This window comes from Vitreimonas sp. (assembly GCF_035627415.1).
Taxonomy (GTDB): domain Bacteria; phylum Pseudomonadota; class Alphaproteobacteria; order Caulobacterales; family Aquidulcibacteraceae; genus Vitreimonas.
In genome coordinates this window covers 18907-44724 of sequence record NZ_DASPLU010000013.1, presented here as the reverse complement: position 1 = coordinate 44724, position 25818 = coordinate 18907, and the positions used below count along the sequence as shown (strand labels likewise).

Here is a 25818-nt window from a genome sequence, read left to right as displayed (position 1 = left end):
GCTCCAAGGAGGGCCGATGTCCGACGCCAAGACCGCCGCCAAAGAGCTGCTCACTCTCTCCGGACTCGACGCGCTGCGGGCGCTGATCGCCGGCAATCATCCGCCGCCATCTATCGCAACCACGATGGGCTTATACCTCGCCGAAGTCGAAGACGGCCGGGCGCTGTTCATCGGCGAAACCTCTGACCGCATCCTCAATCCGCTCGGCATCGTCCATGGCGGCTGGGCGCTCACCTTGATCGATTCTTGCACCGGTTGCGCCGCGCACACGACTCTGCCGGCGAACGTCGGCTACACCAGCGTCGAAACGAAAGTGAACTTCGTCCGCGCCATCAGCGCCGACACCGGCCAAGTCCGCGCCGAAGGCCATGTCATCGCCCGCGGCCGCACGATCATCACCACCGAAGGCAAGATCACCGACGCGCGCGGGCGCCTGTTGGCGCACGGCACGTCAACCATTATGGTCCTGCGCCCAGAAGGCCAGCGCCCAGAAGGGAAGACCCAACAATGAGCCAGGAAGATATCGTCATCGTCGGCATGGCCCGCACGCCCATGGGCGGCTTGCTGGGCGATCTCGCCAACATCAGCGCGCCTGAACTCGGCGCTGTCGCGGTCAAAGCCGCGGTGAAGGAAGCGGGCGTCACGGGCGCCGACACGATCTTCATGGGCAACGTGCTCTCCGCCGGCCAGGGCCAAGCGCCCGCGCGCCAGGCCGCGTTGAAGGCCGGCTTGGACAAGGGCACGCAGGCCGTCACGCTCAACAAGATGTGCGGCTCGGGGCTGCAAGCCGTCGCCATGGCGCGCCAAGCGCTGCTTTCGGGCGAGAGCGACACCGTTATCGCCGGCGGCATGGAAAGCATGACGCGCGCGCCGTTCCTGATGGCGAAGCACCGCGCTGGTCAAAAGTACGGCCATGACAAGTTGCACGATCACATGGCCCTCGACGGTCTCGAAGACGCCTACGAAGGCCTCGCTATGGGCGTCTATGCCGATCAGGCGGCGAAAGAGTATCAGTTCAGCCGCGAGTCGCAGGACGCCTACGCGCTAGAGACGCTGCGCCGCGCGCAAAGCGCAACGAGCGAAGGCCGCTTCAAGCGCGAGATCGCCGCCATCGAAACCAAGGCCGGCGCACTCGACACCGACGAACTGCCGCGCAAGGCCAAGCCTGACAAGATACCGTCGCTGAAGCCCGCCTTCACGCCGGACGGCACGGTCACCGCCGCCAACGCGTCGGCGATCTCCGACGGCGCCGCGGCCCTCGTGCTGATGCGCCGTTCCGACGCGGAGAAGCAGGGCCGCAAGATCATCGCCCGCATCGTCGCGCAAAGTTCGCACGCGCAGGAGCCGTCGAAGTTCACGTCCGCGCCCGTGCCGGCCATCCAGAAGGCGCTGACGCGCGCCGACTGGAAAGTGAGCGACGTCGATCTCTGGGAGATCAACGAAGCCTTCGCAATCGTGCCGATGATCGCGATGAAGGAGCTGGGCCTCAGCCACGACATCATAAACGTCAATGGCGGCGCCTGCGCCTTGGGCCACCCGATCGGCGCCAGCGGCGCTCGCGTCCTCGTCACTTTGCTCGCGGCGATGGAAGCGCAGAACGCCAAGCGCGGCGTCGCCTCGCTCTGCATCGGCGGCGGCGAAGGCATCGCGCTCGCGGTGGAGCGGGCGTGAGACGGCTGCTCGCTGTCGCGTTTTTCGCCCTGAGCTCCGCTGCCTTCGCGCAAACGCCGGAGCAACAGGCGGCGATCGAGCAGGCGGAGCGCGTCGGCCGGGAGATCTACGAGCACGACCGTGCCGCATGGCTCGGCACGGACGCGATTCGTGAAGACATGGGCGACGATGTCGGCCGTATCTTGCGCGGCTGGATCACCGAGCGTCAGGGCAATGACGTCGTGGCGACGTTCGTCACGAGCGACGGTGATCGGCCGCGCAGCCTCTACCGCGCTGTGTTGCGCAATGGAGCCCTTGTGGGGCGCGGACAAGCCAATGCGCCGCTTGCCGTGCATCAGTTGGCGCTGTACCGCGCGAGGCAGAGAGCGCTGCAATCGGACTTCGCCGCTTGTTCGCCGACCTACAACACTGTCGCCTTGCCAAGCGCTGACGGCGCTTTTGCCGACATCTATCTGCTCCCTGGCACGACCGACGCCAACCTCGTCCTTGTCGGCGGCGCGCACCGCTTGCGAGTGAACCTGGCAACCAATGAGATCGTCGAGACACAAGCGTTCAGCCGGTCGTGCCTGACTTTGCAGCGCGGGCCTGGCGCTGCGGGTTTGTTTTTCACTCATCTCACCACGCCGATGCCGACGGAGACTCACGTCTTCTTGAACTTGTCGATGGGGCTGCCGCTGTATGTCGGCGCCGAACAGGGGGTCTGGAGCATCGAAGAGGGCCGCATCCGCTTGGTTCGAGAACGGGCCGAATGAACGAAAGGCTGCTCGCCCACTTCGCCGAACAAGCCGGCTTCTGCACCGCGCTAGGCTCGCCGTTCACCGGCGAACTGGTCGAGCGCATGCGCGAGGACATCATCGCCGGCGGCCCCACCGCCGCGCTCGTCGCCGACTGGCCCGGCAATCCGCGGGCGGACGCCGTCGCGCTGCGCCTCACCGGCGCCGCCCACGCCGGGGTGCTCACCGGCCGCGATCCAGCGCTCGCCGCGCTCTATCCCGCCCACAACCCGAACTGGCGCATGAGCGAGGTCTGGCCCGCCGTCCGCGCGCTGTTCGAGCGCGAGTACGATTGGGTGCGCGACTTCATCCGCTCCGCGCCGCAGACCAACGAGACCCGCCGCTCGATCGCGCTGCTCGCGTGCTTTCTCACCTTTGCGCGCGATTGGCGCGGGCCGACCGACATGCTCGAACTCGGGGCCAGCGCCGGTCTTAACCTCCACTGGGACAAGTTCGCCTATCGTCCAAACGGCTGGTCATGGGGCGCCGACAGCCCGGTCGTCGTCGACACCAACTGGAACGGCCCGCCGCCGCCGGTCGATGTTGTCCCGCACATCCGCAACCGCGCCGCCTGTGATTTGAACCCACTCGATGTTCGCGACGACGCGCAAGTGTTGCGGCTCAAGTCCTATATCTGGCCGGACCAGCCCGATCGCATCGCCCGTTTCGAAGGGGCAGTGGCGCTCGCGCGCGCCAACGATGTTCGCGTCGAACGCGCCGACGCCGCCGAGTGGATCGCCCGCAAGCTCGACGAACGCGCGCAGGACGCGGCGACGATCGTCTACCATTCCGTTTTCCTGCAATACCCGCCGCGCGAAGCCCGCGCCGCCATCGCCGCCGCCATCGAATCCGCCGGCGCGCGCGCAACTTCGTCGGCGCCGCTCGCCTGGGTTCGGCTCGAGCCCGAGGGCCTGTTCGGCGGCGAGATCAACAGCGCCCGCATGGTGTTCGATCTCGTCTCTTGGCCCGGCGCGGAGCGCCGCATCCTCGGCTACGCTGACGGCCATGTGCGGCGTGTCGATGCCGCGCAGCGCTAACGCCAGATCGCCGGCAGCGTCAGCGAGAGCGCAGGCACGAACGTCACCAGCAGCAGCACCGCAATCGCCGCGAGGTAGAAAGGCCAGATCGATTTCATCGCTTCGGCGATGCTGATCCGCCCGATCGCGGAGCCGACGAACAGCACCGAGCCGACCGGCGGCGTGATCAGGCCGATGCCGGCGGCGAGCACCAGGATCACGCCGAAATGCAGCGGCGCGACGTCGAAGGCGCGCGCCACCGGCAGGAAGATCGGCGTGCAGATGATGATCATCGGCGCGAGATCCATGAAGGTGCCCAGCACGAGCAGGATCGCCAGCATCAGCAGCAGCACGATGGTTTTGCTGTCGGTGAAGCCCTGCAGCGCCTCGACCGCCATGGAGGGGATTTGCAGATACGCCATCAGCCAGCCGAACGCGCCCGCTGCGCCGATCACGAACAGCACCGCACCCGATGAGCGCGCCGCGTGCGCGACGGCGCCGAAGAACGCGCCCCAGCCCATACCGCGGTACACGATCAACGTCACAAGCAGGGCGTAGATCACGGCGACCGCTGCGCTCTCCACCGCCGTGAAGATGCCGGCGCGGATGCCGCCGAAGATAACGAAAATCAGCAGCAATCCAGGGATCGCCGCAATCAGCCGCACACCAACGGCGCCGAAGCCGGGGAACGCCTCGGTGGGATACTTGCGCGCGCGGGCGAGCAGGTAAGCCGCGAGCATGACGCCGAGCGCCAGCAGCAGCGCCGGAACGATGCCGGCCGCGAACAGGTCGGCGATTGAAACGCCGCCGCCGGCAATGGCGGAGTAGAGGATGAGGTTGTGCGACGGCGGCAGCAGCAGCGCGACCAAGGCCGCCGAGATCGTGACATCGACCGCATAATCCTTCGAGAAGCCGCGCTTCTCCATCTGCGGGATCATGGTCGAGCCGATGGCGGAGACGTCCGCGAGGGCTGAGCCCGAAACGCCGCCGAACAAGGTGGAGGCGACAACGCTCACTTGCCCCAAGCCGCCGCGCAAGTGGCCCACCAGCGAAGATGCGAGCGAGATCAGCCGCTCGGAAATGCCGCCGCGCAGCATCAGCTCGCCGGCGAAGATGAAGAGCGGGATCGCCAACAGCGACACCTTGCCGAAACCCGAGGCGAGCTGCTGCACGACGACGATCGGCGGCAGCTCGAGATAGAGGATGGTCGCGAGCGTTGCGGCGGCGATCGAGAACGCGACCGGCGCGCCCAGCAACAGCAGCAGCGCGAACACGCCGAAGAGGATGGCGATTTCCATGGTTTAGGCGTCTCCGGTCTCGGGATCGCCGCTGATCAGGCGCTCGAACGCGAACAGCGCGATCAGCCCGCCGCCGGCGCAGACGCCAACATAAGAGAGCCCCTCCGGCGCCGGCGCGCCGGCCATTGGCACGCTCCAGGAATCCAGCATCAGAAAGCCGCCGTAGAAGGCGAGCGCCGCGCCGAACGCGAGCGCGATGAGTCGGCTGAAGGTTTTGAGCGCCGCACGCAGCGGCGCCGGCGCGCTCTCGACCAAAGTCGGGAAGTTGAAGTGCGTCTCGAGCCGCACCGCGATCGCCGCGCCGAACAGCGCCGCGACGCTCATCAGGATCAGCGCCACCGGCTCGGTCCATCCGGGCGAGGCGTTGAGCACGTAGCGGCCGACCACCTGCCACGCCAACACCAGGACCAGCGCGCAGAGCGAGGCTGCGGCGATGGCGATGGTCAGCCTCGCGAGCGCGGAGAAGGCGCCTGTCAGCGCATTCGAGCGGCTCATGTTTCCTCCCCCTTCGTCGCCGTTCAGCGATCGTCAGCCGTGTTCTTCGATTCGCCGCACCGTCTCGGCGATCGATACGTCCGCGAGATAGCGCCGGCGCATTGGTTCGACCGCGCGGCGGAATGCGTCCTTGTCCACGTCGTTGGCGGCAACGCCGGCGTCGAGCACCGTCTGCCGCGCCGCCGCCTGCTTTTGATCCCAGAGCCCCCGCATCACCGGCACGGACTCGCGCGCCTTGGCCAGGATCAGCTCGCGGTCGGCGCTGGAGAACGAGTCAAAGCGCGCTTTCGAAATCAGCAGCGCTTCGGGCGCGCAGCAATGATCGGTCTGCGACCAGTAGCGCGCCACCTCGTACTGGCGCGTCGACTGGAACGTCGCCCAATTGTTCTCCGCTGCGTCGATCAGGTGCGTTTGCAGGCCGGTGAACACTTCGCCGAACGGGATCGGCGTCGCGTTCGCGCCCATCGCATCGAGCATCTGCATGAAGATGTCGGCGCGCGGCACACGCACTTTGAGGCCGCGCATGTCCGCCGGCGTGTGGATCGGCCGGCGCGCATTATACATCGAGCGGAAGCCGGAATCGTAGAATGCGAGGCCGATCAAGTCGCGCTGTTCGAACGTGCGCAGGATGGCTTGGCCAATGGGGCCGTCGATCACGCCGCGAAGGTGCGCGTCGTCGCGAAAGGTGTAAGGCAACGCCAGCGGCTGCGTCGCCGGAAAGGCGTTGTTGACGGCGCCGAGATAGACGCGGGCGATGTCGAGCACGCCGAAGCGCGCGAGGTTCACGGTGTCGGTCTCGGTGCCGAGCTGGCCCGACGGATAGATGCGGAAGCTGATGCGTCCGTCCGTTTCGCGTTCGATCTCCTGGCCCATCCAGCGCACGGCCTCCACCGTGGGGTAATCGCTCGGATGCACGTCGACGGCTGTGATCACCTGGCGCGACGCCGCTTGCGCGAAGGCAAGGCCAGCGCCGGTCGCGGCGACCGCGCCCGTGCCAAGGAGCGCGCGCCGCGAGATCATGCGAAGCCTTTGCCGTTCGGCGCTGCTTTCACCGCCGAGCAGAGAATGTCGCCGTCGCCGTTGAAGCTCACCCGCGAATGCTGGCCGACGCGGATGTCGTGCACGCCAGTCACCGCGCCGGTGGAGACCAATTGGCCGGCCTTCAACGGCTTGCCGCGCTTGGCGAGATGCTCGAGCAGGAACACCAGCGCATCGAGCGGGCCATCGTCAGCCGCGCTCGCGCGGCCCGTGCCCACGGAGGCGCCCTCGATGAAGGTCTCGGCGGTGAGGCCCTGTTCGAGCTTCGCGCGCCAGTTCTCGATTTCGGGCCCGAGGATCAGCCCGTGATTGTTGCCGAAGTCCGAGACGACGACGGTCGCGCCCAGATCGTTGATGGTCGCGAGCGGGCTGCCCGCCAGTTCAACGCCGACATGCATGGCGTCGATCAGATCAATCGCTTCCTCGCGCGTCCAGCTCAGCTTGTCCGCCGGAGCGTCCTGTCCGATACGGAAGACGTATTCGGCCTCTACTGCCGCGAAGCCGTTTTCGTAGACTGGGAACTCGACGCCCGCGCCATCCTGCGCGGTCCAAACCAGGTGCCTGAAGATGGGGCCGGCCAACCGCTCGGCGCCTAGCGCCTGCACCTGATGCGCCGGCACCCGGCCGATCTTCCAGCCGACGACCTCATCCGGCCACATCGAGATCGCCTCGTCCTGGACGCGGTAGCTCGCCTCCAGGTTCCGCGGCGGCTCGCCCGGAAAGTCCGGCAGCGCCTTCGCCTTCTGGCGCGCGGCCACGAACGACCCAGCGATGTCGCGTGCTGTGCTGCTCACATGGCCTCCCCGCCGGCTGATGCGCGCCGGTCTTGCCCGTCCAGCCATAGAGGACACCGGTGTCATTGGCAATGTGGGACGTGCATCTGGGGAGCCGGGATCAGGGCGCCCAGAAGATCTCGAGCTTGGGCGCGCCGGGAGCGAACAGCGCGGCGACAGGGGCTTGATCGACCGGCTGCCGCGCCGCCCGTTCGAGCCGCTGGCGCTTGTCGCGCCCGGCGATCAGCAGCAGCGCGCTTGTAATTCGCCCGTAGGCGCCACCCGTGAGCGTCAGCCGGTCGGGCGAACCCGCCGCTTGCGGCGCGTGGACGTCGATCACAGTCCGGCGCGTCGTCGGATCGAGCGGGCGCGCAGTCGCGCCTGGAAACCAGGACGCGGTGTGGCCGTCATCGCCCATGCCCATCAGCGCGAAGTCGATATGCAGCGGCGCGTACAGCGTCTCGGCGCAGTCGGCGGCCTGAGCTACGGTCGACGTCGCGAAGAACATGGGCTTGAACTGCGCGCCTTGCGCAAACACCGGCTCGAACGCGCGTTGAACCAGCTTTTCGTTGGACGCGTTGTCGCTCGGCGGCACGAAGCGTTCGTCGACGAGCGCAAGCGTGATCTTCAACCAATCGAGCTTCATCGCCGCGAGCGCGCGATAAGCCGGCTCCGGCGTCGAGCCGCCGGAAAGGGCCAAGCAAGCCGACCCGCGCGCAGCGATGGCATCGTTCGCCGCTCGCGCCATGCGCTCCGCCGCCGCCTGCATCAAAGCAGGGCGGTCGGCGAAGGCGCTGAAGTTTTCCATCAGCCCTTGCTGGCCAACAGATCGCGCAGCGTCTGCGCGGCCGCCGCCCCGTGCTCTTCGTTCGCCAGCGCGTAGGCCGCGGTAGCTCGCAGGTAGCCGATCTTGTCGCCGCAATCGTAGGTGACGCCGTCATACTCGAGCGCGTGGAACGGCTGCACATCCATCAAGCGCGCCATCGAATCCGTCAGCTGGATCTCGTTGCCGGCGCCCGGGCCTTGGCTTGCGAGCAGCTCGAAGATTTCCGGCTGCAGGATGTAGCGGCCGCTAATGAAGAGGTTCGACGGCGCTTCCTCGCGCTTCGGCTTCTCGACCATGCCCTTCATTTTGATCAGCCGCCCTTCACGGCTCTCGGGGGTGATGACGCCGTAACGCTCGGGCGTGTCGGTGGGCTCCACCGCGATGATGTTGCCGCCGACCTTGTTGTAGGCGTCCACCATCTGCGCCAAGCACGAAGGCTGCGCCATCATCAGCATATCCGGCAGCATCACCGCGAACGGCTCGTCGCCGACAATGTCGCGGGCGCACCAGACCGCGTGCCCCAGCCCGAGCGCCGATTGTTGACGCACGAAGCTCGTCGACCCGGCGGCCTGGACGGAGAGGTTGATCTCTTCGAGCTGCGCGTTCTTGTTCTTTTCGCGCAAGGTTACTTCAAGTTCATACGAACGATCGAAATAGTCCTCGATCGCGCCCTTATTGCGCCCCGTCACGAATACTATGTGCTCGATGCCGGCGGCCAGCGCTTCGTCCACGACGTACTGGATGGCCGGCCGGTCGAACACCGGGAGCATCTCCTTCGGGATTGCCTTGGTTGCCGGCAGTACGCGGGTGCCGAAGCCGGCGACGGGAAGTACCGCTTTCCGTAGCGGTCGGGGCGAGGAGGAAACGCTAGCCATTGTGTTCCTTTTGCTGCAGCGCAGCATCGGTGATCCGCTATGCCGCTAGAGCCGTAGCCGCTGCAGCCGAGAACAGCAACCGAGCCCCGGATTCGGCTTGAATTCAGGATTATCGGTTACGATCTGCAGAAGCCGCGGAAGACGGCGGGTGTGGGTGTCGAGAGTGGTGACCACCGTCACGGACGATTTCTCTTCGGCGCCGCAAAGTACCGTTTGCCAATACGGCAACCTTTTGTTAACAGACCGCGCGCCGGTCCGGGAGTAATCCACAATGTCGTCCACCAACAATGCCACCGTCCGCATGGTCGTGGCCAGCTTCGCCGCTGGCGTCAGCGCGATGATGCTGTTGGGTCTGGTCGCGCCTGTGGCCGTGCAGGGCGGTCTAACCGTGCGCGAGGCGATGGCGTCGCCGGTGGAACAGCGCCCGGAAATCGCGCTGGACGTCGCCGCGGTGGAAGCGCAGCTGGCCGACGCCGAGCGCGCGATGGCGGCCGCTCGCGCCACCACGAACGACGACATCCGCCGCCTGCAAAACCTGTCGGGCCGCTAAACTCCCCGCCGCCTACACGATTTTCTGTCCAGTCGCCCGCCAGTCCTTGAGAAACGCCTCAAGGCCGGCGTCAGTCAGATTGTGCTTGTACAGCGCCTTGAACACCGCCGGCGGGATCGTCGCGCAGTCGGCGCCCGCGATCGCGGCGTCGCGCACATGCGCCGCTGAACGGATCGACGCCGCCAGAATCTGCGTCTGATAGTCGTAATTGTCGTAGATCGCGCGGATTTCGCGGATCAGCTGCATGCCGTCCTGGCCGCCGTCGTCCAGCCGGCCGAGGAACGGCGAAATGAACGTCGCGCCGGCTTTGGCCGCCAGCAGCGCCTGCACCGCCGAAAAGCACAGCGTCACATTGCAGGGATGGCCCTCGTCCTCGAGCGTCTTGCAGGCGCGCAAACCGTCGCGCGTCAGCGGAACCTTGACGACGATGTTGTCCGCGAGGGTCCGCAGCTTGCGGCCTTCGGCCAGCATCGTCTCGTAATCCTGCGCCACCACCTCCGCGCTGACCGGCCCCGGCACCGCCGCGCAGATCTCGCGCAGCGTCTCGAAGAAATCGCGTCCCGCCTTCGCAACGAGCGAGGGATTGGTGGTGACGCCATCGACCAGCCCGGTCTCGGCCAGGGCCTTCAGTTCCGCGACGTCGGCGCTGTCGATGAAAATCTGCATAAGAAGCTCCCTTGCCGCGTAGAAACGGGCGCGTCTCGCTGATACCGGACTGCGCGCGCAGGGCAAGCGGCCCGAATCGCGGCTAAACACCCTTGAAGCAGGGAATACCGAATGGCCAAGCACGAAGAAATCGAAGGCGTCCGCGCCAAGGACATGGCCAACGCCATCCGCGCGCTCGCCATGGATGCGGTGGAGCAGGCGAAGTCTGGCCACCCCGGCATGCCCATGGGCATGGCCGACGCCGCGACGGTGCTGTTCTCGCGCTATCTGAAATTCGACGCGTCGGAGCCGAACTGGCCCGATCGCGACCGCTTCGTGCTCTCCGCCGGCCACGGCTCGATGCTGCTCTATGCGTTGCTCTATCTCACTGGCTACGAGGAGATGACGCTGGAGGAGATCAAGCGCTTCCGCCAGCTCGGCTCGCGCACGGCGGGCCACCCGGAAAATTTCCTCGCTGATGGCATCGAGACGACGACAGGCCCCCTCGGCCAAGGTCTCGCCAACGCGGTCGGTATGGCGATGGCGGAAGCTCACTTGAACGCACGCTTCGGCGCCGACCTTGTCGATCACCGCACTTGGGTCATCGCCGGCGATGGCTGCCTGATGGAAGGCGTCAGCCAGGAAGCGATCGCGCTCGCCGGCCATCAGAAGCTCAACAAGCTCACCGTGATCTGGGACGACAATTCGATCTCGATCGACGGCGCCGTCTCGCTTTCGGACTCCACCGATCAGAAAGCGCGCTTCGCCGCCAGCGGCTGGCATGTGGTGTCGTGCGACGGGCACGACATGGACGCCGTCGCCAAGGTGTTCGACGAGGCGACGAAGTCGGATCGGCCGACCCTGATCGCTTGCAAGACCATCATCGGCTACGGCGCGCCGAAGAAGGCGGGCACCGCGAAGGCGCACGGCGAAGCGCTCGGCGCGGAAGAGCTGGCGGCGGCGAAAGCCGCGCTCGGCTGGCCGCACGGCCCATTCGAAGTGCCGGACGACATCCTCGGCGCTTGGCGCAAGATCGGTGCGCGCGGCGCGCAGATCCGCGAAGCGTGGGAAACCAGATTGAAGCGGCATCCGCAGCGCGACGCCTTCGCCTCGACGATGAGCGGCAATGTCGACGCGGCGATCGCCGCCCTCGGCATGCATGCGCAGAAAATGGCGGCCGATAAGCCGTCGCTGGCGACGCGCGCCTCTTCGGGCGCCGCGATCGAGGCGATGTTCGACGCCTGCCCCGAATTGCTCGGCGGCTCGGCCGATCTCACCGGCTCCAACAACACCTTGGCCAAGGGCACGCCCGACTTCACCGCGGAGAACCGCCTCGGCCGCTATGTCCGCTACGGCATCCGCGAGCACGGCATGGCGGCGGCGATGAACGGCATGGCGCTGCACGGCGGCGTTATCCCATACGGCGGCACGTTCCTGTGCTTTGCCGATTACTCGCGCCCGTCCATCCGTCTCGGCGCGCTGATGGGCGTCCGCGTCATTCACGTGATGACGCACGACGGCATCGGTCTCGGCGAAGACGGCCCGACGCACCAGCCGGTCGAACACTTGGCGGCGTTGCGCGCGATTCCGAACCTCTACGTCTTCCGCCCCGCTGACGCCGTCGAGGCGGCGGAGTGCTGGCAGGCGGCGCTCTTGAACGAGGACGGCCCGAGCGTCCTCGCGCTCTCGCGCCAAGCCACGCCGGCGCTCCGCGGCGACGCCAGCGAAAACATGAGCGTCCGCGGCGCCTACGAGCTGCTCCCGGCGGAGGGCGGCGCATCGCGCGTCGCCATCTTCGCCACCGGCACGGAAGTGGCGCTCGCGGTGAAGGCGCGCGAGCTGCTGCAGGCCGAAGGCGTCCCGACGCGCGTGGTTTCCGCGCCGTGCTTCGAGCTCTTCGAGATGCAGGACGACGTCTACCAGGACGGCGTCTGCGGAGACGACGACGAACTGAAGATCGGCGTCGAAGCGGCGGTCGGGCAGGGCTGGTTCGAGGCGTTCGGGCTCGACGCGTTCGTCGGCATGTCGACGTTCGGGACCTCGGCGCCCGCGAAAGACGTCTACGCCCATTTCGGCATTACGGCCGAAGCCGTAGTCGAGACGGCGAAAGCGCTGCTTTAAAGCTTCGCCGCCAGTTCCCGCAGAAGCTTCACGTCCTGCGCGCGCTCGCGCGGGATGACGACGACGGCTTCGGGCGTGGCGATCACCACCAGATCGCTGACGCCGGCGACGCACACCTTTATCCCGTCGCCGCGCAGCAAATTGCCGGACGCATCCAGCGCCATCGCTTGGCCCTGCACCGCATTGCCTCCCGCGTCGCGCGGCGAGACGCGCCAGATCTCGTCCCAGGCGCCGAGATCGGCCCAACCGATCTCGCACGGCGCCACCGCCGCGCGCGCGGTCTTTTCCATCACCGCAATGTCGAGCGGCTGCGACGGGACTTGCGCGAACTGCGCCGCATCGAGCCGCACTTCATCGCCGACGCGCTCGGCGGCCTTCAGCGCCGCTAGCGCCTTGTCGCGCACGTCCGCGCTGGCGCTGAATTCGGCCAGCAGCGTCGCCGGATGGAAGAGGAAAATGCCGGCGTTCCAGGAATAACCGCCGCCGGCGAGATAGGCGCTTGCGGTTTCGGCGTTCGGTTTTTCGCGGAAGCTCTCTATGGCGAACACGCCGTCGCCCAAACGTTCGCCGCGCTTGATATAGCCGTATCCGGTGGCGGGCCGGTCCGGCGTGATGCCGAAGGTGACGATCCGCTCGCGCGCAAACGGCGCGGCGCGCTCGATCACGGCGCGAAAGCCCGCCGCGTCGGCGATGACGTGATCGGCCGGCAGCAGCAGCACCAGCGCATCGGCGTCGATCTCCTGCGCCAGCGCCGCGGCGATGGCGCCGACCGCCGCCGTGTTGCGCGGTTGAGGTTCGAGCACGAGCGCCGCCGGCTGGACGCCGGCTTCGGCTAGGTGCGCGCGCACCAACGCGGTGTGGCGCGCATTGCAGAGGATCAGCGGGTCCGCGAACGTCACCGCGCCGGCTGCGCCTTTCACACGCAGCGCCGTCTCCGTGAACAGCGAAGCCTCGCCGCCGCTCAGCGCGTGGAATTGCTTCGGCCGCGCCTCGGTCGAAACCGGCCAGAGCCGCGTGCCGGCGCCGCCGGACATGATGGCGGGGATGATGCGGATGGTCATGACGTAGTGTGGCCTGCCGGGCGCTGTCGCAAAAGGTGAGCCTTGGCGTTTGTGCCGATTTGGCACGTCTCAACTGGCATCAGCGGGCGATCTTTCTGCTGATCGCTTTCACAATCGCTTCCGCCGCATCCGCCGGACTCGTCTTGGCCGCATCGATCCGCACTTCGGGATGCTCCGGCGCCTCGTAGGGTGAATCGATGCCGGTGAAATTTTTGAGCTGGCCGGCGCGCGCCTTCTTATAGAGGCCCTTGACGTCGCGCTGCTCGGCTACGTCGAGCGGTACGTCCACGAACACTTCGAAGAACTCGCCTTCCTTGGCCAAACTCCGCGCCAGCTCGCGCTCGGCGCGGAACGGCGAGATGAACGCCACCAGCACGATCAGGCCTGCGTCCGCCATCAGCTTCGCCACTTCGGCGACACGGCGAATGTTCTCGACCCGGTCCGCCGGCGTGAAGCCCAGATCGCGGTTGAGGCCGTGGCGGATGTTGTCGCCGTCGAGCAGCACGGTGTGGCGGCCGAAAGAGTGCAGCCGCTTCTCGACAAGGTTGGCGATCGTTGACTTGCCGGCGCCGGAGAGCCCGGTGAACCAGAGGATCGCCGGCTTCTGGTTCTTGATCGCCGCGTGCGCGTTGCGGTCGACCTCGAGCGCTTGCCAATGCACGTTGTGCGCGCGGCGGAGCGCGAAATGGATCAATCCCGCGCCAGCTGTCTCGTTCGTGTCCGGATCGATCAGGATGAAGCCGCCGGTCTCGCGGTTTTGTTCGAACGGATCGAACGGGATGTCGCGATCGAGGCTGACATTGCACACGCCGATGCCGTTGCCGTCGAGCTGCTTCACCGGCGTGTGCTGGAACGTGTCGATGTCGAAGCCGTGGCGGATCTCCGTCACCGTCGCCCACGCGTGCGCCGCGCCGATCTTCATGGCGTAGCGGCGGCCCGGGAAGAGCGGCGTCTCGCTCATCCAGACGATCGTCGCCTGGAACTGGTCGGCGATCTCGCAGGGATTGTCCGCCGCGGCGATGATGTCGCCGCGTGAGCAATCCACTTCGTGGTCGAGCGTCAGCGTCACCGATTGGCCGGCGACCGCCTGCTCCAGGTCGCCGTCAGCGGTGACGATGCGCGCGACATTGGCAGTGCGCCCCGAGGGCAGGATGCGGATAGCGGCGCCCGGCTTGACGACGCCAGCGGCCAGCCGCCCGGCGAAGCCGCGGAAATCGAGATTGGGGCGCACGACGCTCTGCACCGCCATGCGCAGCGGCTGGTCGGCGCGATGCGCCTCGCGCGGCTCGGCGCCCTCCAGCAGCTCGATCAGAGTCGGGCCGTCGTACCAGGGCGTCGCCGCGCTGCGGGCGGCGATATTGTCGCCGCTGACGCCGGAGACCGGGATCGCCGCCAGCCGCGGAATGTCGAGCGTTCCGGCAAGCTCGACGAAGTCGGAGACGATCTGATCGTACGCCGTGCGATCGTAGCGGATCAGATCCATCTTGGTGATGGCGAGCACCACTTGCTTCACGCCCATCAGCGCAGCGATGAAGGCATGCCGGCGCGTTTGCGTCAGCACGCCCTTGCGTGCGTCGATCAGCAGGATGGCGACGTCCGCATTCGACGCCGCCGTCACCATGTTGCGCGTGTATTGCGTATGCCCCGGGCCGTCGGCGACGATGAACTTGCGCTTTTCGGTGGCGAAATAGCGGTAGGCGACGTCGATGGTGATGCCTTGCTCGCGCTCGGCCATCAGGCCGTCGACCAGTAGCGCGAAGTCCAGCTCGCCGCCGCGCGTGCCGACCGTCTTGGAATCGCGCTCCAACGCTTCGAGCGTATCGTCCGGTATCGTGCCGAGATCGTACAGGAGCCGGCCGATCAAGGTCGACTTGCCGTCGTCAACCGAGCCGCACGCCACCAGGCGCAGGAGCGTTTTCGCTTCGGCCATCAGAAATAGCCTTCCTGCTTCTTCTTCTCCATCGAAGAAGGGGTGTCGCTGTCGATCAAACGGCCTTGGCGTTCGCTGGCGCGCGATTCCACGATCTCGCGGATGATGTCGCCGACACTCGCCGCTTCGCTCTCGACCGCGCCGGAGAGGGGATAGCAGCCGAGCGTGCGGAAGCGCACGCGTTTCACTTCCGGCGCTTCGCCGGCCTCGAGCCGCATGCGCGCGTCGTCGACCATGATCCAGGCGCCGGAGCGGCGCACGACGCGGCGCTCGGCGGAGAAGTAGAGCGGCACGATCGGGATGTTCTCGGCCTCGATATATTGCCAGACATCGAGTTCGGTCCAGTTCGACAGCGGGAAGACGCGGAAGCTCTCGCCCGGACGCTTCTTTGTATTGTAGAGGCTCCACAATTCCGGCCGCTGGTTCTTCGGGTCCCAACGTTGGTGCGAGGAGCGGATCGAGAACACGCGCTCCTTGGCGCGACTCTTCTCCTCATCGCGCCGCGCGCCGCCGATGGCGGCGTCGAAGCCGTACTCAGTGAGTGCGCGACGCAGGCCTTCGGTCTTCCAGACTTGCGTGTGCAGCTCCGAGCCATGCTCGAACGGGTTGATGTTGCGCGCCACCGCATCGGGGTTGCGGTAGACGATGAGTTCATGCTCCGCCGCCGCCGCATCGCGCATCGCGTACATGTCGCGGAATTTCCACGTCGTATCGACGTGCAGGAGCGGGAAGGGGAGCTTGCCCGGGAAGAACGCCTTCTTCGCCAGGTGCAGCAGCACGCCGCTGTCCTTGCCCATCGAATAGAGCATCACCGGCCGCTCGGTCTCGGCGGCGACCTCGCGCAGGATGTGGATGCTTTCCGCTTCGAGCGCCTGCAGATGCGAAAGTCGCGTCTCAGCCGCCATAATAGCCCCGGTACCAATCGACGAAGCGCTGCACGCCGACTTCGATCGGCGTCTTCGGCGCAAAGCCCACGTCCCGCATCAGCGCGTCGACATTGGCGTAGGTCGCCGGCACATCGCCCGGCTGCATCGGCAGGAAATTCTTGATCGCCGTCTTGCCGGTGGCCTTCTCGATGGTTTCGATCAGCCGCATCAGCTTCACCGGCTCGTTGTTGCCGATATTGTAGATGCGCCACGGCGCCGTGGACGAAGCGGGGTCAGGCGCATCGCCGCGCCAAGCGGGATTGGGCGCCGCCGGCCGGTCGCCGACGCGCACCAAAGCTTCGACGACGTCATCGACGTAAGTGAAGTCGCGCTGCATCTCGCCATTGTTGAAGACGTCGATCGGCCGGCCTTCGAGAATGGCGCTGGTGAACAGGTACATCGCCATGTCCGGGCGCCCCCACGGGCCGTACACGGTGAAGAAGCGCAGACCGGTCGTCGGAAGGCGATAAAGATGGCTGTAGCTGTGCGCGAGCAGCTCGTTCGACTTCTTCGTGGCCGCGTAAAGCGAGAGCGGATGATCGACGTTCTGATCCACCGCGAACGGCATCGTCGTATTGGCGCCGTAGACCGAACTTGAAGACGCGAACACCAGATGCTTCACGCCGTGATGGCGGCAGCACTCGAGCACGTTGACGAAGCCGTCGAGATTCGAGCGGACGTAAGCGTGCGGATTCTGCAGCGAGTAGCGCACGCCGGCCTGCGCCGCGAGATTGAACACGATCTCGAATTTGTGCCGTGCGAACAGCGCCGTGAGCGGCTCGTGGTCGGCCAGGTCGATCTCGGCGAAGGTGAAGTCCGGATGCTCCTTGAGCGCTTTCAGCCGGTCGCGCTTCAACGCGACGTCGTAATAGGCGCTCATATTATCGAGGCCGACGACCGGCCGGCCGGCGCGCAGCAGCCGGTCGGCCAAGTGAAAGCCGATGAAACCAGCGGCGCCGGTCACCAGGACTGGAATCATCTACGCCAACGCCTCATCCGCGCCGCCCAGCGCCCGCGTTCGATACGCAGCAGGTCCGGCAAAAGCAATGCTTCGAACTTCATGCGCGCGCTCGCGCCAATGCAGCGACCAAAGCGGCGGCTACGAACATGGTCGCATTCCACCATTCCTGCCAAATCCCGAAACTGACATTGGCGATGATTCCGAGCGAAGCGAGCGTCGCCGCGGCGGCGGCGGCGGCCGGGCGGTTTTTTGCGAATGCGCGCGAGACCGCCCACCCGCCGGCGAGCAGCGTTGCGGCAGCCAACGCCGCGCCTACCGCTCCGGTTTCGTACCATATTTGCAGGCTGCCGCTGTGCGGGTGCAGCGGCACGGCGCTCATGTCGATCCCGCGCACCGCGATCTGATCGGTCACGGCGCGTGAGGCGTCGAGCCCGTGGCCGAGCCAGGGCTGTTCCATGATTCGTGCGCAGACATAGTCCCAGATGCCGACGCGCGCGGCCCAGCTCAGCGGCAGCGCATCGACCAAGCGCTGGTTGGCCAGGATCAGCGGCGTCGCGAACGGGGCGGCGATCATCCAGAACGCGAGCCCAGCCGAGACGCTCATGACCGCGAAACGCGGGGCGCTGTAGGCGACGGCGAAGGCGACGAGGCCGATCAGGAACGCCACCAGATTGGCCCAAAGCCCCAATGGCATCGCCAAAAGCGCGCTGGCCGCCAGCACCACGCGGGCCCAGCCGCCACGGTCGTTCGCGAGGAGGCTCGCCGCCGCCCCCCAGGTGAGGGCGAGCACCACGGCGGCGCCGCGATTGATGTTGCGGACGACTTCGCCGGGCGGAATCTCCGGATTGGCGGCGCGGTTGAGCGGCATGTCCCAGAGCGCCTCGATCACCATCAGCGCCGTCAACACCGCGAAAGCGGCCACGCCGCTGGCCTGGGTCAAATCGCGGTTTCGCTGGGCGCCCGCGGCCGCCGCAAACATGAGTCCAAGCGGAACGAGAGCGGCGAGCTTGCCGGCCTGGGCATAGCCGGGCTGCGCCGACCAGGCGCTGGCGGCCAAGGCCCAGCCCCAGAAGGCGAGCAGGGCAAGGAGTGCGATCAGTTTGTTTTCAACAGCTTGCTGCAGCAGCGAGGGCCGGAACGCCAGCACGGCCGCGAGGCACATCAGCACCGGCAGCCCCATCGCTCCGCCGGCGGAAACGGCCGGCAGCAGAGCGAAAAAAGCTGCGATCACAATGGCGCTGGTGGTAACCCGCATCGACTCCTCCCGTCGGCCCTAGCGCATGTCACGGCGCCCGCCGCTTGGGCAATGCCGCTCGGCGCTTAACCAACATGTCGGCTTCGTCACTGGAAATCGGCCCTTAGCGCTTGGCGCCGGGCGAGATTTAAGCTTTGTTACCCCCCACACGTGTATAGGGCGGGCTGGGACGGCGCGCCGGTGCGCGTGCGCGGGAGCGTTAGGATGTCGGGACAAGGCGCGGGCGGCTTTGAACGCGAAGTGAAGGACACGATCGTAAAGTCGGGTCTGACCGGCGTCGCTGCGACCGTGCTTGCCGTCACGATCATCTCCCCGGCGGGTCTCGGCGGCATGGTCGGCACCAGCATGGCGTCCGGTTCGGGCGTCGATCCGACGGCTGCTGAAAATCCCTACGCCAACCTTCCCGCCTACCCCTCGCCGCTGACGGCCGAGGAAGTGACCGAGATCCGCGGCCAGCTGGCCTCGACCGCGGCGTCGATGGAATTCACCCGCGCCGCGACCGAAGCCAAGATCGATCACGTGCGCCAGATCGCCATGACCGACGGCGCGGTGACGTTCGCGCCGCTGCCGGCGACGCGCATGCCGCAAATCATCGCCGCTCCGGCGGTGACTGCCGCCGCGCCGGCGCCCGAGCTGCGCCTGACGCTGAGCGAGCCCGCGCCGGTGGAAGCGGTGCAGGAAGCGGCGGCGCCGGAAACTGCCCCCGCGCCGGCGCAAATGGTGCAAGTGAGCTACAGCGGCAATGGCGGCGGCTCCGATTACGTCGTGCCGTATCGCGATCCGCACCTCGAACTCGCCGAACTGATGTTCGCGCACGAGGACTTCTGAGCTCCAACTGACTGAAGCTGCATGAGCGCGATGCGCGGCCTCGCCGTGACACGTCTGCGCGCGTGCGTTACGACTGCGCCGCATCGGCGGGAGAGTTGGATGCTGCGGTTTCTCCAGACGATCGCGTGCGCGCTGGTTCTTGTCGGCGTTGCGGCTGCGCCGGCGCGCGCCGAGACGTATCGTTTGAACTACGAAGCCGCGGTGCTCGGCGTCGTTGTGCTGGGGGCGGCGAGTTACGAGGTGACGGCGAGCCCGACACGTTACGCCGTGCGCGCCAATCTGCGCACGTCGGGCCTGGCGCGGCTGTTCGATCAGACCGAGATCACGGCCACATCCACCGGCGCGATCGCGGGGAGCGCGATCACCTGGTCGCGCTATGACATCTCGCATGCGTATGCGAGCAAGTTTCGCCGCATCCAGATGAATCGCGCCGGCGCCGCGGTCACCGCGCAAGTGACGCCGCGCTACGGCGATCTGGGCGCGCCGCCGGCGAGCGCGGCGCAGCAGGGCGCTTCGTTCGATCCGCTCACCGGCGTCTTCGCGCTCGGGCGCGAGATCGGCGCGGCGCGGGCGTGCCGGGGGGCGGTGCTGGTGTTCGACGGACGTCAACATTACAGACTCTCGGTCGCCCCGATCGGGCATGGAACGTTCAACGGCGGCGGCTATCGCGGGCCGGCGCTGAACTGCCGCTTCCGCTATGAGCCGATCGCCGGCTTCAGCGCCGATTTCGAGCGCGGCCGCGTGCCCGCCGCCGACGCCTGGTTCGCGCTGCCGGCCGAGCCGGGCTTCGCCGCGCCGCTCCGGCTCACCGTGCCGACGCCGCTCGGGCAGGCGCAGCTCGATCTGCGTCGCTATGAACGCATCGGCTGAGCCGCCTGCGGCGCGGAGCGCAACACAGGTGAGCCTCTGCGCCATCGTCGTCAGCTATCGCACCGGCGCCTCCCTCGCATCGTGCCTTGCGGCGCTGAAGCGGGCGGCGGGCGTCGACGAGATCGTGCTGGTCGACAACGGCAACGCGGCGGCGGAAACGGCGGCGATCGACGCTTTCGTCGAAGCCGACGCGCGCGTGCGGCTCATGCGCGGGCACGGCAATATCGGCTTCGCGGCGGCGTGCAATTTGGGCGCGCGGGCGGCGGCGAGCGAGACGCTGGCGTTCGTTAATCCGGACGTGATTCTCGAACACGATGCGCTGGCGCGGCTCGCGCAAGCGCTGAACGAGGCGCCGCCGCCGGCGATCGTCGGCGGCGATCTGCGCGATGCGCGCGGGCGGCCCGAGCGTGGCTCGCGGCGCGAGCGGCTGACGGCCTGGCGCGCGTTCGTATATGCGAGCGGGTTGGCGCGGCTCGAGCCGGCGCTGCCGTTCTTCCGCGACTTCAACCGCCACCGCGATCCGCTGCCGGTCGCGCCGGCGCGCGTCGGCGCGGTGAGCGGGGCGCTGCTGGCGATGCGGCGCGCCGACTTCGACGCGCTGGGCGGATTCGACGAGGCGTATTTCGTCCATGTCGAGGATATCGATCTCTGCCGCCGCGCCGAGCAGCGCGGCTGGCCGGTTCTGTTCGTGCCGGGGCCGCACGGCGTCCACGTGCGCTCCACCAGCGCCGCAGATGCGGGCTTCATCGCCAGGCACAAGGGGCGGGGCCTTGCGCTATATCTCGACAAGTTCGCGCAAGGCCCGTTCGAGCGGGCGCTGGCGCGGCTGGCCGGGCTGGTGCTGAACCGATGACGCGGCGCGCGTTCGTCGTGGGCGCTGGCGGCGCGGTCGGCGAAGCGGCGGCGCATAAGCTGCTGGCCGGCGGCTGGGCCGTCACCGCTTCGATGCACCAGGAGCGCGACGACGTGCGCGCGCGGCTTGAAGCGGCGGGCGCGGAGGTCATGCGCCATCATCTGCCGGACCACGCCGAATGGGCGCGCGCGGCGCAGGGGTGCGACGCGCTGTTGCTCACCGCCAATCTGGCGATCGCGCGCGCGACGCTCGAAGCGGCGGAGCTGGAGGTCGGGCGCATCGTCGTGTTCTCCAGCAACAATGTCGCGGCCGATCCGGAGGCGCCGAGCTATCGCGCGCTCGCGGACGCTGAGCACGCGCTGCGGGCGCGGTTTGCGCAGCTCGCCATCGTGCGGCCGACCTTGATCTATGGCGATCCGCGGCTCGCGACGGTGACGCGGCTGGTGCGGATGGCGCGGCGTTGGCCGGCGATGGCGCTGCCGGGCTCGGGGCGGGCGCGGGTGCAGCCGGTGTTTCATGACGATCTCGGCTGCTTGGCGGCGGGGCTCGCCGAGGCGGATGCGCCGACGGGCGTGTTCGCGGCGGGCGGGCCGGAGATCGTGACGATGCGGGCGCTGTATGCGGCCATCGCAAAAGCGGCGGGCGTTTCGCGCCTCGTCGCGCCGATGCCGGCGGCGCTGCTCGCGGCGGCCGGCGTGTTGAGCGCCGAGCAGGCGGCGCGGGCGGACGCCGATCGCGTCGCCATTGCGCAAGATGCATTGCCGACGGCGCTCGCGCCGCGCACCACATTGCGCGAGGGGCTCGCGCATCTCGTCAGCGCAATGGACGGATCACCGGGCGGCGGCTGAGCAGCACGTCGGGCGACCAGGCGAGCGCGCGGGCGATGGCGCCCGTGCTGGCGCGGCGGGTGCGCTGCAGGTCTCGGCGCGTGCGCCAGATCGGGCCGATGCCGGCAAAACCGGCGAGAAAACCGCGCCAGGCGTGCGCACCGCGGCCGCTGAAAAGGGCGATCGTGCAGACGAGCGCGCTGGCGGCGAGGTGCGGGAGCAGCAGCGGCCAGAACAAAGCGGCCGGCATGCATTTGACGAAGGTCCAGAGCCGGTTGCGGGCGCCGTGGAAATCGCCGAAGGCCGAGCGCGCGCCGGCGACACCGCCGCCGACATGATGCACCACCGCGTCCGGCGATTGCAGCACGCGCCAGCCGAAGAGGCGCAGGCGAAAGCCCAGATCAACGTCCTCGAAATAGCAGAAATAGCGCGCATCGAACCCGTCCACTTGTTCGAACGCGTCGCGCCGCACCAGCATCGCGGCGGCGCAGGCGCTGAAGCTTTCGCCAAGCGGCGGCGCGGGCGCGTGCGCCTTGCCGTAATTGGAGCGATAGGCGAGCCCGCTCGCGTGCAGCACATCGCCCGCGCCGTCGAACACGCCGGGCGCGTCGGCGCGCCATTGCAGCGAGCCGATCGCGGCCGCTGCGGGGAAGCGTTCGGCGGTCGCGATCAAAGCGGCGAGCCAGCCGGGTTCGGGGAAGGCGTCGGGATTGAGGAAGACGAGATAGGGCGTGTCGGCGTCGCGGGCGGCGAGATTGTTGGCTTCGGCGAAGCCGAGATTCTTCTCGCACTGAATGACGCTCGCGCCCGGCGGCAGCGCGCTTTGGCGCGGGCGCTGGTCGGGGCGCGAGGCGTTGTCGACGAGAACGAGCCGCCAGCGCGTTTCGGTTTGCGCGGCGACGGCGGCGCACATGCGCTCCAGCCAGCGCGCGCTGTCGTGCGTGACGACGATGATGGTGGCGAGTGGAGTCACGCGGGCTCTGGCGGTGGCGGCGGAGGCGGAGGCGGAGGCGGAGGCGGAGGCGGAGGCGGCGGGGACGGCGAGTCCCCGCCGCGATTGTAAACATCATCGCCGGCCGGGGAAGCCGCGCGGACCGGCGCGGGGTAGGGCCACGGATTGCGCGGCGGCGGCGGCGGCGCGAGCTTGTTGAGGCGTTCGGCCAGCGCGGCGTGGCGCTCGGCGATGCGCAGCCAGCGTTCGGCGGTGGCGGCGTCGCCGCGGCGGCTGGCTTTGCGGGCGTGCGCGAGCGCGACGAAGAATTGGTGAGCGGCGTCGAACATCGGTTCTCCTTGGAAAATGGGCGCGGGTTTTCGATGGGCGCGCGAAGGCGCCTTCGGGCCTCAGGGCCGCGAAAAACGGAGGGCAGGGGGCGCGGACATCCGCGCCGACATGCGCCGCATGACACGGCGCGAAAAGACGCGGATATCCGCGCCCCCGACGGCCTGCTGTCGCCGGCTCCGCACAAGGCGGTGTTTCACGCCTCTGGCAAGAGCGCCGGCGGCGTGCGGGTCTTGCGCTTGCCGACGCAAGGTCCCGGTGACTTCCCGCGGTTGGCGGCCCTCGCCGCATTCCCGCGGGCTTGGCCTCGTCGGCTCGTCAGAGCTTCGGAGACTTCACGCTCGACCGTCTCGCCTTTGCATTGGCTCGGCAGGGATCCAACTGCCCTCCTGCAAACGCGATGGGAGCATTCTAACCCGGTTTCGGCGCTGTCGGATTGATTTCGGCGCGGGTGCGGAAAAGATTGAGGAAAATCCGCGAAATGTGGGGGATAGAGGCGGGGGTTATCCGCAATTCAGCGAGTCGTAGGAAATGGTCGTTGGAGAACTCATGTTCGGACTGCCGCTTTCCGAGAGGACGCCAAACCTAGAGGCCCTCCGCACAGCGCGAATGCCGGGCGCCGAAAAGATCATTCCCAGAGGGCGTGATGCTGATCTCCAACATCACCTCGGACGGTTGACGCGAGAATTCGCGGGCGATCCCCAAATTGATTTCTATCACGCTACGCTGAATGTGCTCATTCGGCGCAATCTCGAAAAGCCGCTTGCGGTGCAACGGTTCGATGAGCTTTGGCGCGAGCAAGCACCGCACCTCCTGAACAGTCTGAGCGCCCGTTGGTTGATCTCTGCGTGCGATACCATAATCGATGTGTCACCAGATCCGGCGGAGCGCGCGATTGCCTGCGTCGGTTCGACTCTGATGAACACCATCAAGCTGTACGAGACAGAGCGAAGGGGCGTTGGAGTCGTCCAAAAACCGCTTAGCGCGATGACTGACCCTGTTCCGCTGTTCGACGGGTTGACGTCATTTGTCGTCGGTGGCGGTGACATGATTCATAATTTGTGGGCACGAACGAGGGCCGTCTGCTCACGCGACACTGCGGCGTCGAAGATAGTCCTCGAATTGCTTGCCCGAGCTGCTCGTGCTGACACGATCTACAGTCGGTTGGCGGCGCTTCACGAGATCGAGGAGACGCGCTGGTGATCCTCCGCCCCACGCACCGTCATCCCGGGCGCGCGGAGCGCGATCCGGGACCCAGAGGCAAGCGGCAGTGCGGTCGCTCCTTGGTCCCGGCTCTACGGCGCTCCGCGCCTCCGGCCGGGATGACGGTGTAAAATTCTCTTACCGACGAGGATGGGTCGGCTTGATCGTGAACCAAGTAGGATACTTGCAGTAAGGAGTGTCCTTTTCCACGAAGGGAATCAGGTAGCCCGTGAGTGCGTGTTCACCCAAGAATTGATCGACCTGCTTTACGACGTCTGGCCACGCTGGATCGTAATCGTCCCCTGCAAACACTCCGCCCGGTCTGAGCTTCGGCCACCAATCACGGAAAGTCGCGCCCCCTTCTTCCCCGGTGTGTGCGTAGCCATCGACATACACAAAATCGAATGTGTGGTCGTCAAAGAGATCGACAGCCTGATCGAACCGCATTTGCAATAGTGAATACCGATTGCGAAACACATCGAGTCTTCGCAACACACGCTTGTACTGATCGATGTCGTGCCCGCGATCACCCGCATACGCGTCGACGCCGTACAGGAAGCTAAAGGTTGGCTTCTGCAGCAAGCGATATGCGAACTCGCCTTCGGCAACGCCAAGTTCTATGCCCACGGCACCTGGACTCAGTAGCAGAGCAACGTCATCTCTTTTTGCGAGGTGTGCGTACTGAGGCGCCCGCGGTGTTTCGATCATGCGGCGTGCTACACCCAGAGGCCGAGGACGGACAATAGTGCGATGCCCATGCCGGCTCCCGAGGCTGCTTCTCGCACGAACACGAGATTCGTCTCTGAAAGCGGGGATTGGACGCTTGTTACCTGGGTCAGCTGACCGCTGAGGCGGCCTCCTGAGGTTTCGCTTCGCACCCCGTTGAATGAACCAGGCAGGCCATCCTCACTTGTATCGAGTACCGCCTGCACTCCCAGCCCTTCCACAAATCCCTTCACCAGCACGCCCTTCTGCCGGAACACACGTCCCAGCACCGTTTGCATCATCGGCGAAATATCGAGCGCGATGACGCGGCCGGGGGTTTGATCCAAGGGATCGCCGAGGTGGATCGTGTCGGCGGCGCTCCAGCTGGAGATCGCAGCGGCGTCGAGCACGGTGAGCTGGTCGGCGGCGGGGCTGGCTTTGATCCAGGCCGGCTGGTTCGGCGTCTTCGAGACATTCCAGATGCGCACGTAGGAGACGTCGGCCATGTAGGTCTGGGCGAAGAAGAGGCCGGCGTCGGCGCTGGTCAGCGTGATCGTATCGCCGGCGATCGAGGCGATGGCGACGGTGCGCGGGTTCTGCACGCGCGCGGTGTCGCAGCGATAGATCGAGACGACGCCGTCGCCGCCGGGCGTGAAGATGAGGCGCCGTTCGTCGGCGGCGGCGAGCTTGGCCCAGCCGGCGAAGGTGCGCGCGTAATAAGCGGCTTCGTCCTCGACGAAGCAGCGCCAGCCGGGCTTCGGCGTCAGCTCTTCCCAGACGCCGTCGCGCCAGTAGGCGAGCGCGCCGTCGGCAAACGCGCCCCAGGCGGCGCCGGTCTTGCCGGCGGGGAGGAGATATATGTCGCCGTCCGTGGGCGCAGCGGGCTCGGCGCTCACGGTGGCGGAAATGGCTGAGAGCTGCGTCAACGCATCGAGGCGCAGCAGCGATTCATTGACGGTGACGTGCTTCTGCGCCTGGCCGGCGGCGAGATAGGGCAAAGCGAGACGCGAGGAATTGGACATGGACTTCTCCTTTCGCC

The 25818-nt window shown here is 67.1% G+C and carries 27 protein-coding genes; 11 read left to right on the top strand and 16 right to left on the bottom strand.

Features of this window, described 5'->3' with window-relative positions:
• The first annotated feature begins 16 nt into the window (after nucleotides 1-16).
• Genes VEA80_RS09750 through VEA80_RS09735 form a run of 4 tightly spaced genes read left to right on the top strand, consistent with a single transcriptional unit; the run spans nucleotide 17 to nucleotide 3481 of the window.
• On the top strand, nucleotides 17-511 hold the full coding sequence (locus tag VEA80_RS09750) for a PaaI family thioesterase (RefSeq protein ID WP_325060539.1): 495 nt from the start codon (nucleotides 17-19) through the stop codon (nucleotides 509-511).
• Nucleotides 508-1671: a thiolase family protein gene (locus tag VEA80_RS09745; protein ID WP_325060538.1), complete on the top strand. Its 1164-nt coding sequence runs from the start codon at nucleotides 508-510 to the stop codon at nucleotides 1669-1671. Before VEA80_RS09750 ends, VEA80_RS09745 begins: the two co-directional genes overlap by 4 nt.
• Nucleotides 1668-2423 carry a hypothetical protein gene (locus VEA80_RS09740; protein WP_325060537.1) on the top strand — a complete coding sequence of 252 codons (756 nt, stop codon included), beginning with the start codon at nucleotides 1668-1670 and terminating at the stop codon, nucleotides 2421-2423. The genes VEA80_RS09745 and VEA80_RS09740 overlap by 4 nt, the downstream gene beginning before the upstream one ends.
• Nucleotides 2420-3481, top strand: a complete 1062-nt coding sequence (locus VEA80_RS09735; protein WP_325060536.1) for a DUF2332 domain-containing protein — start codon at nucleotides 2420-2422, stop codon at nucleotides 3479-3481. Before VEA80_RS09740 ends, VEA80_RS09735 begins: the two co-directional genes overlap by 4 nt.
• Here VEA80_RS09735 and VEA80_RS09730 read toward each other — a convergent pair.
• The 6 genes from VEA80_RS09730 to galU all read right to left on the bottom strand — a co-directional run bounded on the left by VEA80_RS09730 (nucleotide 3478) and on the right by galU (nucleotide 8765).
• Nucleotides 3478-4758 (bottom strand): TRAP transporter large permease, encoded by a 1281-nt coding sequence (locus tag VEA80_RS09730; RefSeq protein WP_325060535.1) that lies wholly within the window; start codon nucleotides 4756-4758, stop codon nucleotides 3478-3480. The genes VEA80_RS09735 and VEA80_RS09730 overlap by 4 nt on opposite strands.
• Before the next feature lie 3 nt (nucleotides 4759-4761).
• Nucleotides 4762-5253: a TRAP transporter small permease gene (locus tag VEA80_RS09725; RefSeq protein ID WP_325060534.1), complete on the bottom strand. Its 492-nt coding sequence runs from the start codon at nucleotides 5251-5253 to the stop codon at nucleotides 4762-4764.
• Nucleotides 5254-5286: 33 nt separating this feature from the next.
• Nucleotides 5287-6273 carry a TRAP transporter substrate-binding protein gene (locus VEA80_RS09720; RefSeq protein ID WP_325060533.1) on the bottom strand — a complete coding sequence of 329 codons (987 nt, stop codon included), beginning with the start codon at nucleotides 6271-6273 and terminating at the stop codon, nucleotides 5287-5289.
• Entirely contained in the window at nucleotides 6270-7085 is an 816-nt protein-coding gene (locus VEA80_RS09715; protein ID WP_325060532.1) for a hypothetical protein, read from the bottom strand. Before VEA80_RS09715 ends, VEA80_RS09720 begins: the two co-directional genes overlap by 4 nt.
• 100 nt (nucleotides 7086-7185) lie before the next feature.
• Nucleotides 7186-7872: a 6-phosphogluconolactonase gene (pgl, locus tag VEA80_RS09710; protein WP_325060531.1), complete on the bottom strand. Its 687-nt coding sequence runs from the start codon at nucleotides 7870-7872 to the stop codon at nucleotides 7186-7188.
• Nucleotides 7872-8765 carry a UTP--glucose-1-phosphate uridylyltransferase GalU gene (gene galU / locus VEA80_RS09705; protein WP_325060530.1) on the bottom strand — a complete coding sequence of 298 codons (894 nt, stop codon included), beginning with the start codon at nucleotides 8763-8765 and terminating at the stop codon, nucleotides 7872-7874. The genes pgl and galU overlap by 1 nt, the downstream gene beginning before the upstream one ends.
• A 271-nt stretch (nucleotides 8766-9036) precedes the next feature.
• Here galU and VEA80_RS09700 point away from each other — a divergent pair, with 271 nt between their 5' ends.
• Nucleotides 9037-9315 (top strand): hypothetical protein, encoded by a 279-nt coding sequence (locus VEA80_RS09700; RefSeq protein WP_325060529.1) that lies wholly within the window; start codon nucleotides 9037-9039, stop codon nucleotides 9313-9315.
• A gap of 12 nt (nucleotides 9316-9327) precedes the next feature.
• Here the strand turns inward: VEA80_RS09700 and fsa are convergent, their stop codons facing one another.
• A complete protein-coding gene (gene fsa, locus VEA80_RS09695) occupies nucleotides 9328-9981 on the bottom strand; it encodes a fructose-6-phosphate aldolase (RefSeq protein ID WP_325060528.1) in 654 nt (217 codons plus the stop codon).
• A gap of 111 nt (nucleotides 9982-10092) precedes the next feature.
• Between fsa and tkt the strand changes: the two genes are divergently transcribed.
• Entirely contained in the window at nucleotides 10093-12081 is a 1989-nt protein-coding gene (tkt, locus tag VEA80_RS09690; RefSeq protein WP_325060527.1) for a transketolase, read from the top strand.
• Here the strand turns inward: tkt and VEA80_RS09685 are convergent.
• From VEA80_RS09685 to VEA80_RS09665, 5 genes are all read right to left on the bottom strand, one after another.
• On the bottom strand, nucleotides 12078-13142 hold the full coding sequence (locus VEA80_RS09685) for a mannose-1-phosphate guanylyltransferase (protein WP_325060526.1): 1065 nt from the start codon (nucleotides 13140-13142) through the stop codon (nucleotides 12078-12080). The genes tkt and VEA80_RS09685 overlap by 4 nt on opposite strands.
• 79 nt (nucleotides 13143-13221) lie before the next feature.
• A complete protein-coding gene (gene cysN / locus VEA80_RS09680; protein ID WP_325060525.1) occupies nucleotides 13222-15072 on the bottom strand; it encodes a sulfate adenylyltransferase subunit CysN in 1851 nt (616 codons plus the stop codon).
• Nucleotides 15072-15977 (bottom strand): sulfate adenylyltransferase subunit CysD, encoded by a 906-nt coding sequence (gene cysD / locus VEA80_RS09675; protein WP_349257242.1) that lies wholly within the window; start codon nucleotides 15975-15977, stop codon nucleotides 15072-15074. Before cysD ends, cysN begins: the two co-directional genes overlap by 1 nt.
• Entirely contained in the window at nucleotides 15967-16977 is a 1011-nt protein-coding gene (locus VEA80_RS09670; RefSeq protein WP_325060524.1) for an NAD-dependent epimerase, read from the bottom strand. Before VEA80_RS09670 ends, cysD begins: the two co-directional genes overlap by 11 nt.
• A 79-nt stretch (nucleotides 16978-17056) precedes the next feature.
• The gene (locus VEA80_RS09665) at nucleotides 17057-18214 is read right to left on the bottom strand and encodes an O-antigen ligase family protein (RefSeq protein WP_325060523.1); all 1158 of its coding nucleotides are present in this window, start codon (nucleotides 18212-18214) and stop codon (nucleotides 17057-17059) included.
• 204 nt (nucleotides 18215-18418) lie between these two features.
• Between VEA80_RS09665 and VEA80_RS09660 the strand changes: the two genes are divergently transcribed.
• The 4 genes from VEA80_RS09660 to VEA80_RS09645 all read left to right on the top strand — a co-directional run bounded on the left by VEA80_RS09660 (nucleotide 18419) and on the right by VEA80_RS09645 (nucleotide 21613).
• A complete protein-coding gene (locus VEA80_RS09660) occupies nucleotides 18419-19042 on the top strand; it encodes a hypothetical protein (protein ID WP_325060522.1) in 624 nt (207 codons plus the stop codon).
• Between the two features lie 99 nt (nucleotides 19043-19141).
• Nucleotides 19142-19912 (top strand): DUF3108 domain-containing protein, encoded by a 771-nt coding sequence (locus VEA80_RS09655; RefSeq protein ID WP_325060521.1) that lies wholly within the window; start codon nucleotides 19142-19144, stop codon nucleotides 19910-19912.
• Nucleotides 19896-20765 carry a glycosyltransferase family 2 protein gene (locus VEA80_RS09650; protein ID WP_325060520.1) on the top strand — a complete coding sequence of 290 codons (870 nt, stop codon included), beginning with the start codon at nucleotides 19896-19898 and terminating at the stop codon, nucleotides 20763-20765. The genes VEA80_RS09655 and VEA80_RS09650 overlap by 17 nt, the downstream gene beginning before the upstream one ends.
• Nucleotides 20762-21613, top strand: coding sequence for an SDR family oxidoreductase (locus tag VEA80_RS09645; protein ID WP_325060519.1), 852 nt, complete (start codon nucleotides 20762-20764; stop codon nucleotides 21611-21613). The genes VEA80_RS09650 and VEA80_RS09645 overlap by 4 nt, the downstream gene beginning before the upstream one ends.
• Here VEA80_RS09645 and VEA80_RS09640 read toward each other — a convergent pair.
• Both VEA80_RS09640 and VEA80_RS09635 read right to left on the bottom strand, forming a co-directional pair.
• Nucleotides 21579-22565: a glycosyltransferase family 2 protein gene (locus VEA80_RS09640; protein WP_325060518.1), complete on the bottom strand. Its 987-nt coding sequence runs from the start codon at nucleotides 22563-22565 to the stop codon at nucleotides 21579-21581. The genes VEA80_RS09645 and VEA80_RS09640 overlap by 35 nt on opposite strands.
• Nucleotides 22562-22873 carry a hypothetical protein gene (locus tag VEA80_RS09635; RefSeq protein ID WP_325060517.1) on the bottom strand — a complete coding sequence of 104 codons (312 nt, stop codon included), beginning with the start codon at nucleotides 22871-22873 and terminating at the stop codon, nucleotides 22562-22564. Before VEA80_RS09635 ends, VEA80_RS09640 begins: the two co-directional genes overlap by 4 nt.
• Before the next feature lie 547 nt (nucleotides 22874-23420).
• Between VEA80_RS09635 and VEA80_RS09630 the strand changes: the two genes are divergently transcribed.
• Nucleotides 23421-24074 carry a hypothetical protein gene (locus VEA80_RS09630; protein ID WP_325060516.1) on the top strand — a complete coding sequence of 218 codons (654 nt, stop codon included), beginning with the start codon at nucleotides 23421-23423 and terminating at the stop codon, nucleotides 24072-24074.
• Nucleotides 24075-24212: 138 nt separating this feature from the next.
• On the opposite strand, the gene VEA80_RS09625 is transcribed toward VEA80_RS09630, so the two are convergent.
• Together VEA80_RS09625 and VEA80_RS09620 are read right to left on the bottom strand one after the other, a co-directional pair.
• Nucleotides 24213-24782 carry a class I SAM-dependent methyltransferase gene (locus tag VEA80_RS09625; protein ID WP_325060515.1) on the bottom strand — a complete coding sequence of 190 codons (570 nt, stop codon included), beginning with the start codon at nucleotides 24780-24782 and terminating at the stop codon, nucleotides 24213-24215.
• Nucleotides 24783-24790: 8 nt separating this feature from the next.
• On the bottom strand, nucleotides 24791-25801 hold the full coding sequence (locus VEA80_RS09620; RefSeq protein ID WP_325060514.1) for a DUF2793 domain-containing protein: 1011 nt from the start codon (nucleotides 25799-25801) through the stop codon (nucleotides 24791-24793).
• Nucleotides 25802-25818: the final 17 nt, after the last annotated feature.

Coding starts and splice junctions, on each gene's coding strand:
- VEA80_RS09625 (WP_325060515.1), bottom strand. CDS start 24,782: ATGATCGAAACACCGCGGGCGCCTCAGTACGCACACCTCGCAAAAAGA.
- VEA80_RS09730 (WP_325060535.1), bottom strand. CDS start 4,758: ATGGAAATCGCCATCCTCTTCGGCGTGTTCGCGCTGCTGCTGTTGCTG.
- cysD (WP_349257242.1), bottom strand. CDS start 15,977: ATGGCGGCTGAGACGCGACTTTCGCATCTGCAGGCGCTCGAAGCGGAA.
- VEA80_RS09665 (WP_325060523.1), bottom strand. CDS start 18,214: ATGCGGGTTACCACCAGCGCCATTGTGATCGCAGCTTTTTTCGCTCTG.
- VEA80_RS09720 (WP_325060533.1), bottom strand. CDS start 6,273: ATGATCTCGCGGCGCGCGCTCCTTGGCACGGGCGCGGTCGCCGCGACC.
- VEA80_RS09620 (WP_325060514.1), bottom strand. CDS start 25,801: ATGTCCAATTCCTCGCGTCTCGCTTTGCCCTATCTCGCCGCCGGCCAG.
- VEA80_RS09650 (WP_325060520.1), top strand. CDS start 19,896: ATGAACGCATCGGCTGAGCCGCCTGCGGCGCGGAGCGCAACACAGGTG.
- cysN (WP_325060525.1), bottom strand. CDS start 15,072: ATGGCCGAAGCGAAAACGCTCCTGCGCCTGGTGGCGTGCGGCTCGGTT.
- VEA80_RS09685 (WP_325060526.1), bottom strand. CDS start 13,142: ATGACCATCCGCATCATCCCCGCCATCATGTCCGGCGGCGCCGGCACG.
- VEA80_RS09750 (WP_325060539.1), top strand. CDS start 17: ATGTCCGACGCCAAGACCGCCGCCAAAGAGCTGCTCACTCTCTCCGGA.
- VEA80_RS09660 (WP_325060522.1), top strand. CDS start 18,419: ATGTCGGGACAAGGCGCGGGCGGCTTTGAACGCGAAGTGAAGGACACG.
- VEA80_RS09635 (WP_325060517.1), bottom strand. CDS start 22,873: ATGTTCGACGCCGCTCACCAATTCTTCGTCGCGCTCGCGCACGCCCGC.
- VEA80_RS09700 (WP_325060529.1), top strand. CDS start 9,037: ATGTCGTCCACCAACAATGCCACCGTCCGCATGGTCGTGGCCAGCTTC.
- tkt (WP_325060527.1), top strand. CDS start 10,093: ATGGCCAAGCACGAAGAAATCGAAGGCGTCCGCGCCAAGGACATGGCC.
- VEA80_RS09725 (WP_325060534.1), bottom strand. CDS start 5,253: ATGAGCCGCTCGAATGCGCTGACAGGCGCCTTCTCCGCGCTCGCGAGG.
- galU (WP_325060530.1), bottom strand. CDS start 8,765: ATGGCTAGCGTTTCCTCCTCGCCCCGACCGCTACGGAAAGCGGTACTT.
- VEA80_RS09735 (WP_325060536.1), top strand. CDS start 2,420: ATGAACGAAAGGCTGCTCGCCCACTTCGCCGAACAAGCCGGCTTCTGC.
- VEA80_RS09745 (WP_325060538.1), top strand. CDS start 508: ATGAGCCAGGAAGATATCGTCATCGTCGGCATGGCCCGCACGCCCATG.
- fsa (WP_325060528.1), bottom strand. CDS start 9,981: ATGCAGATTTTCATCGACAGCGCCGACGTCGCGGAACTGAAGGCCCTG.
- pgl (WP_325060531.1), bottom strand. CDS start 7,872: ATGGAAAACTTCAGCGCCTTCGCCGACCGCCCTGCTTTGATGCAGGCG.
- VEA80_RS09655 (WP_325060521.1), top strand. CDS start 19,142: ATGCTGCGGTTTCTCCAGACGATCGCGTGCGCGCTGGTTCTTGTCGGC.
- VEA80_RS09645 (WP_325060519.1), top strand. CDS start 20,762: ATGACGCGGCGCGCGTTCGTCGTGGGCGCTGGCGGCGCGGTCGGCGAA.
- VEA80_RS09630 (WP_325060516.1), top strand. CDS start 23,421: ATGTTCGGACTGCCGCTTTCCGAGAGGACGCCAAACCTAGAGGCCCTC.
- VEA80_RS09670 (WP_325060524.1), bottom strand. CDS start 16,977: ATGATTCCAGTCCTGGTGACCGGCGCCGCTGGTTTCATCGGCTTTCAC.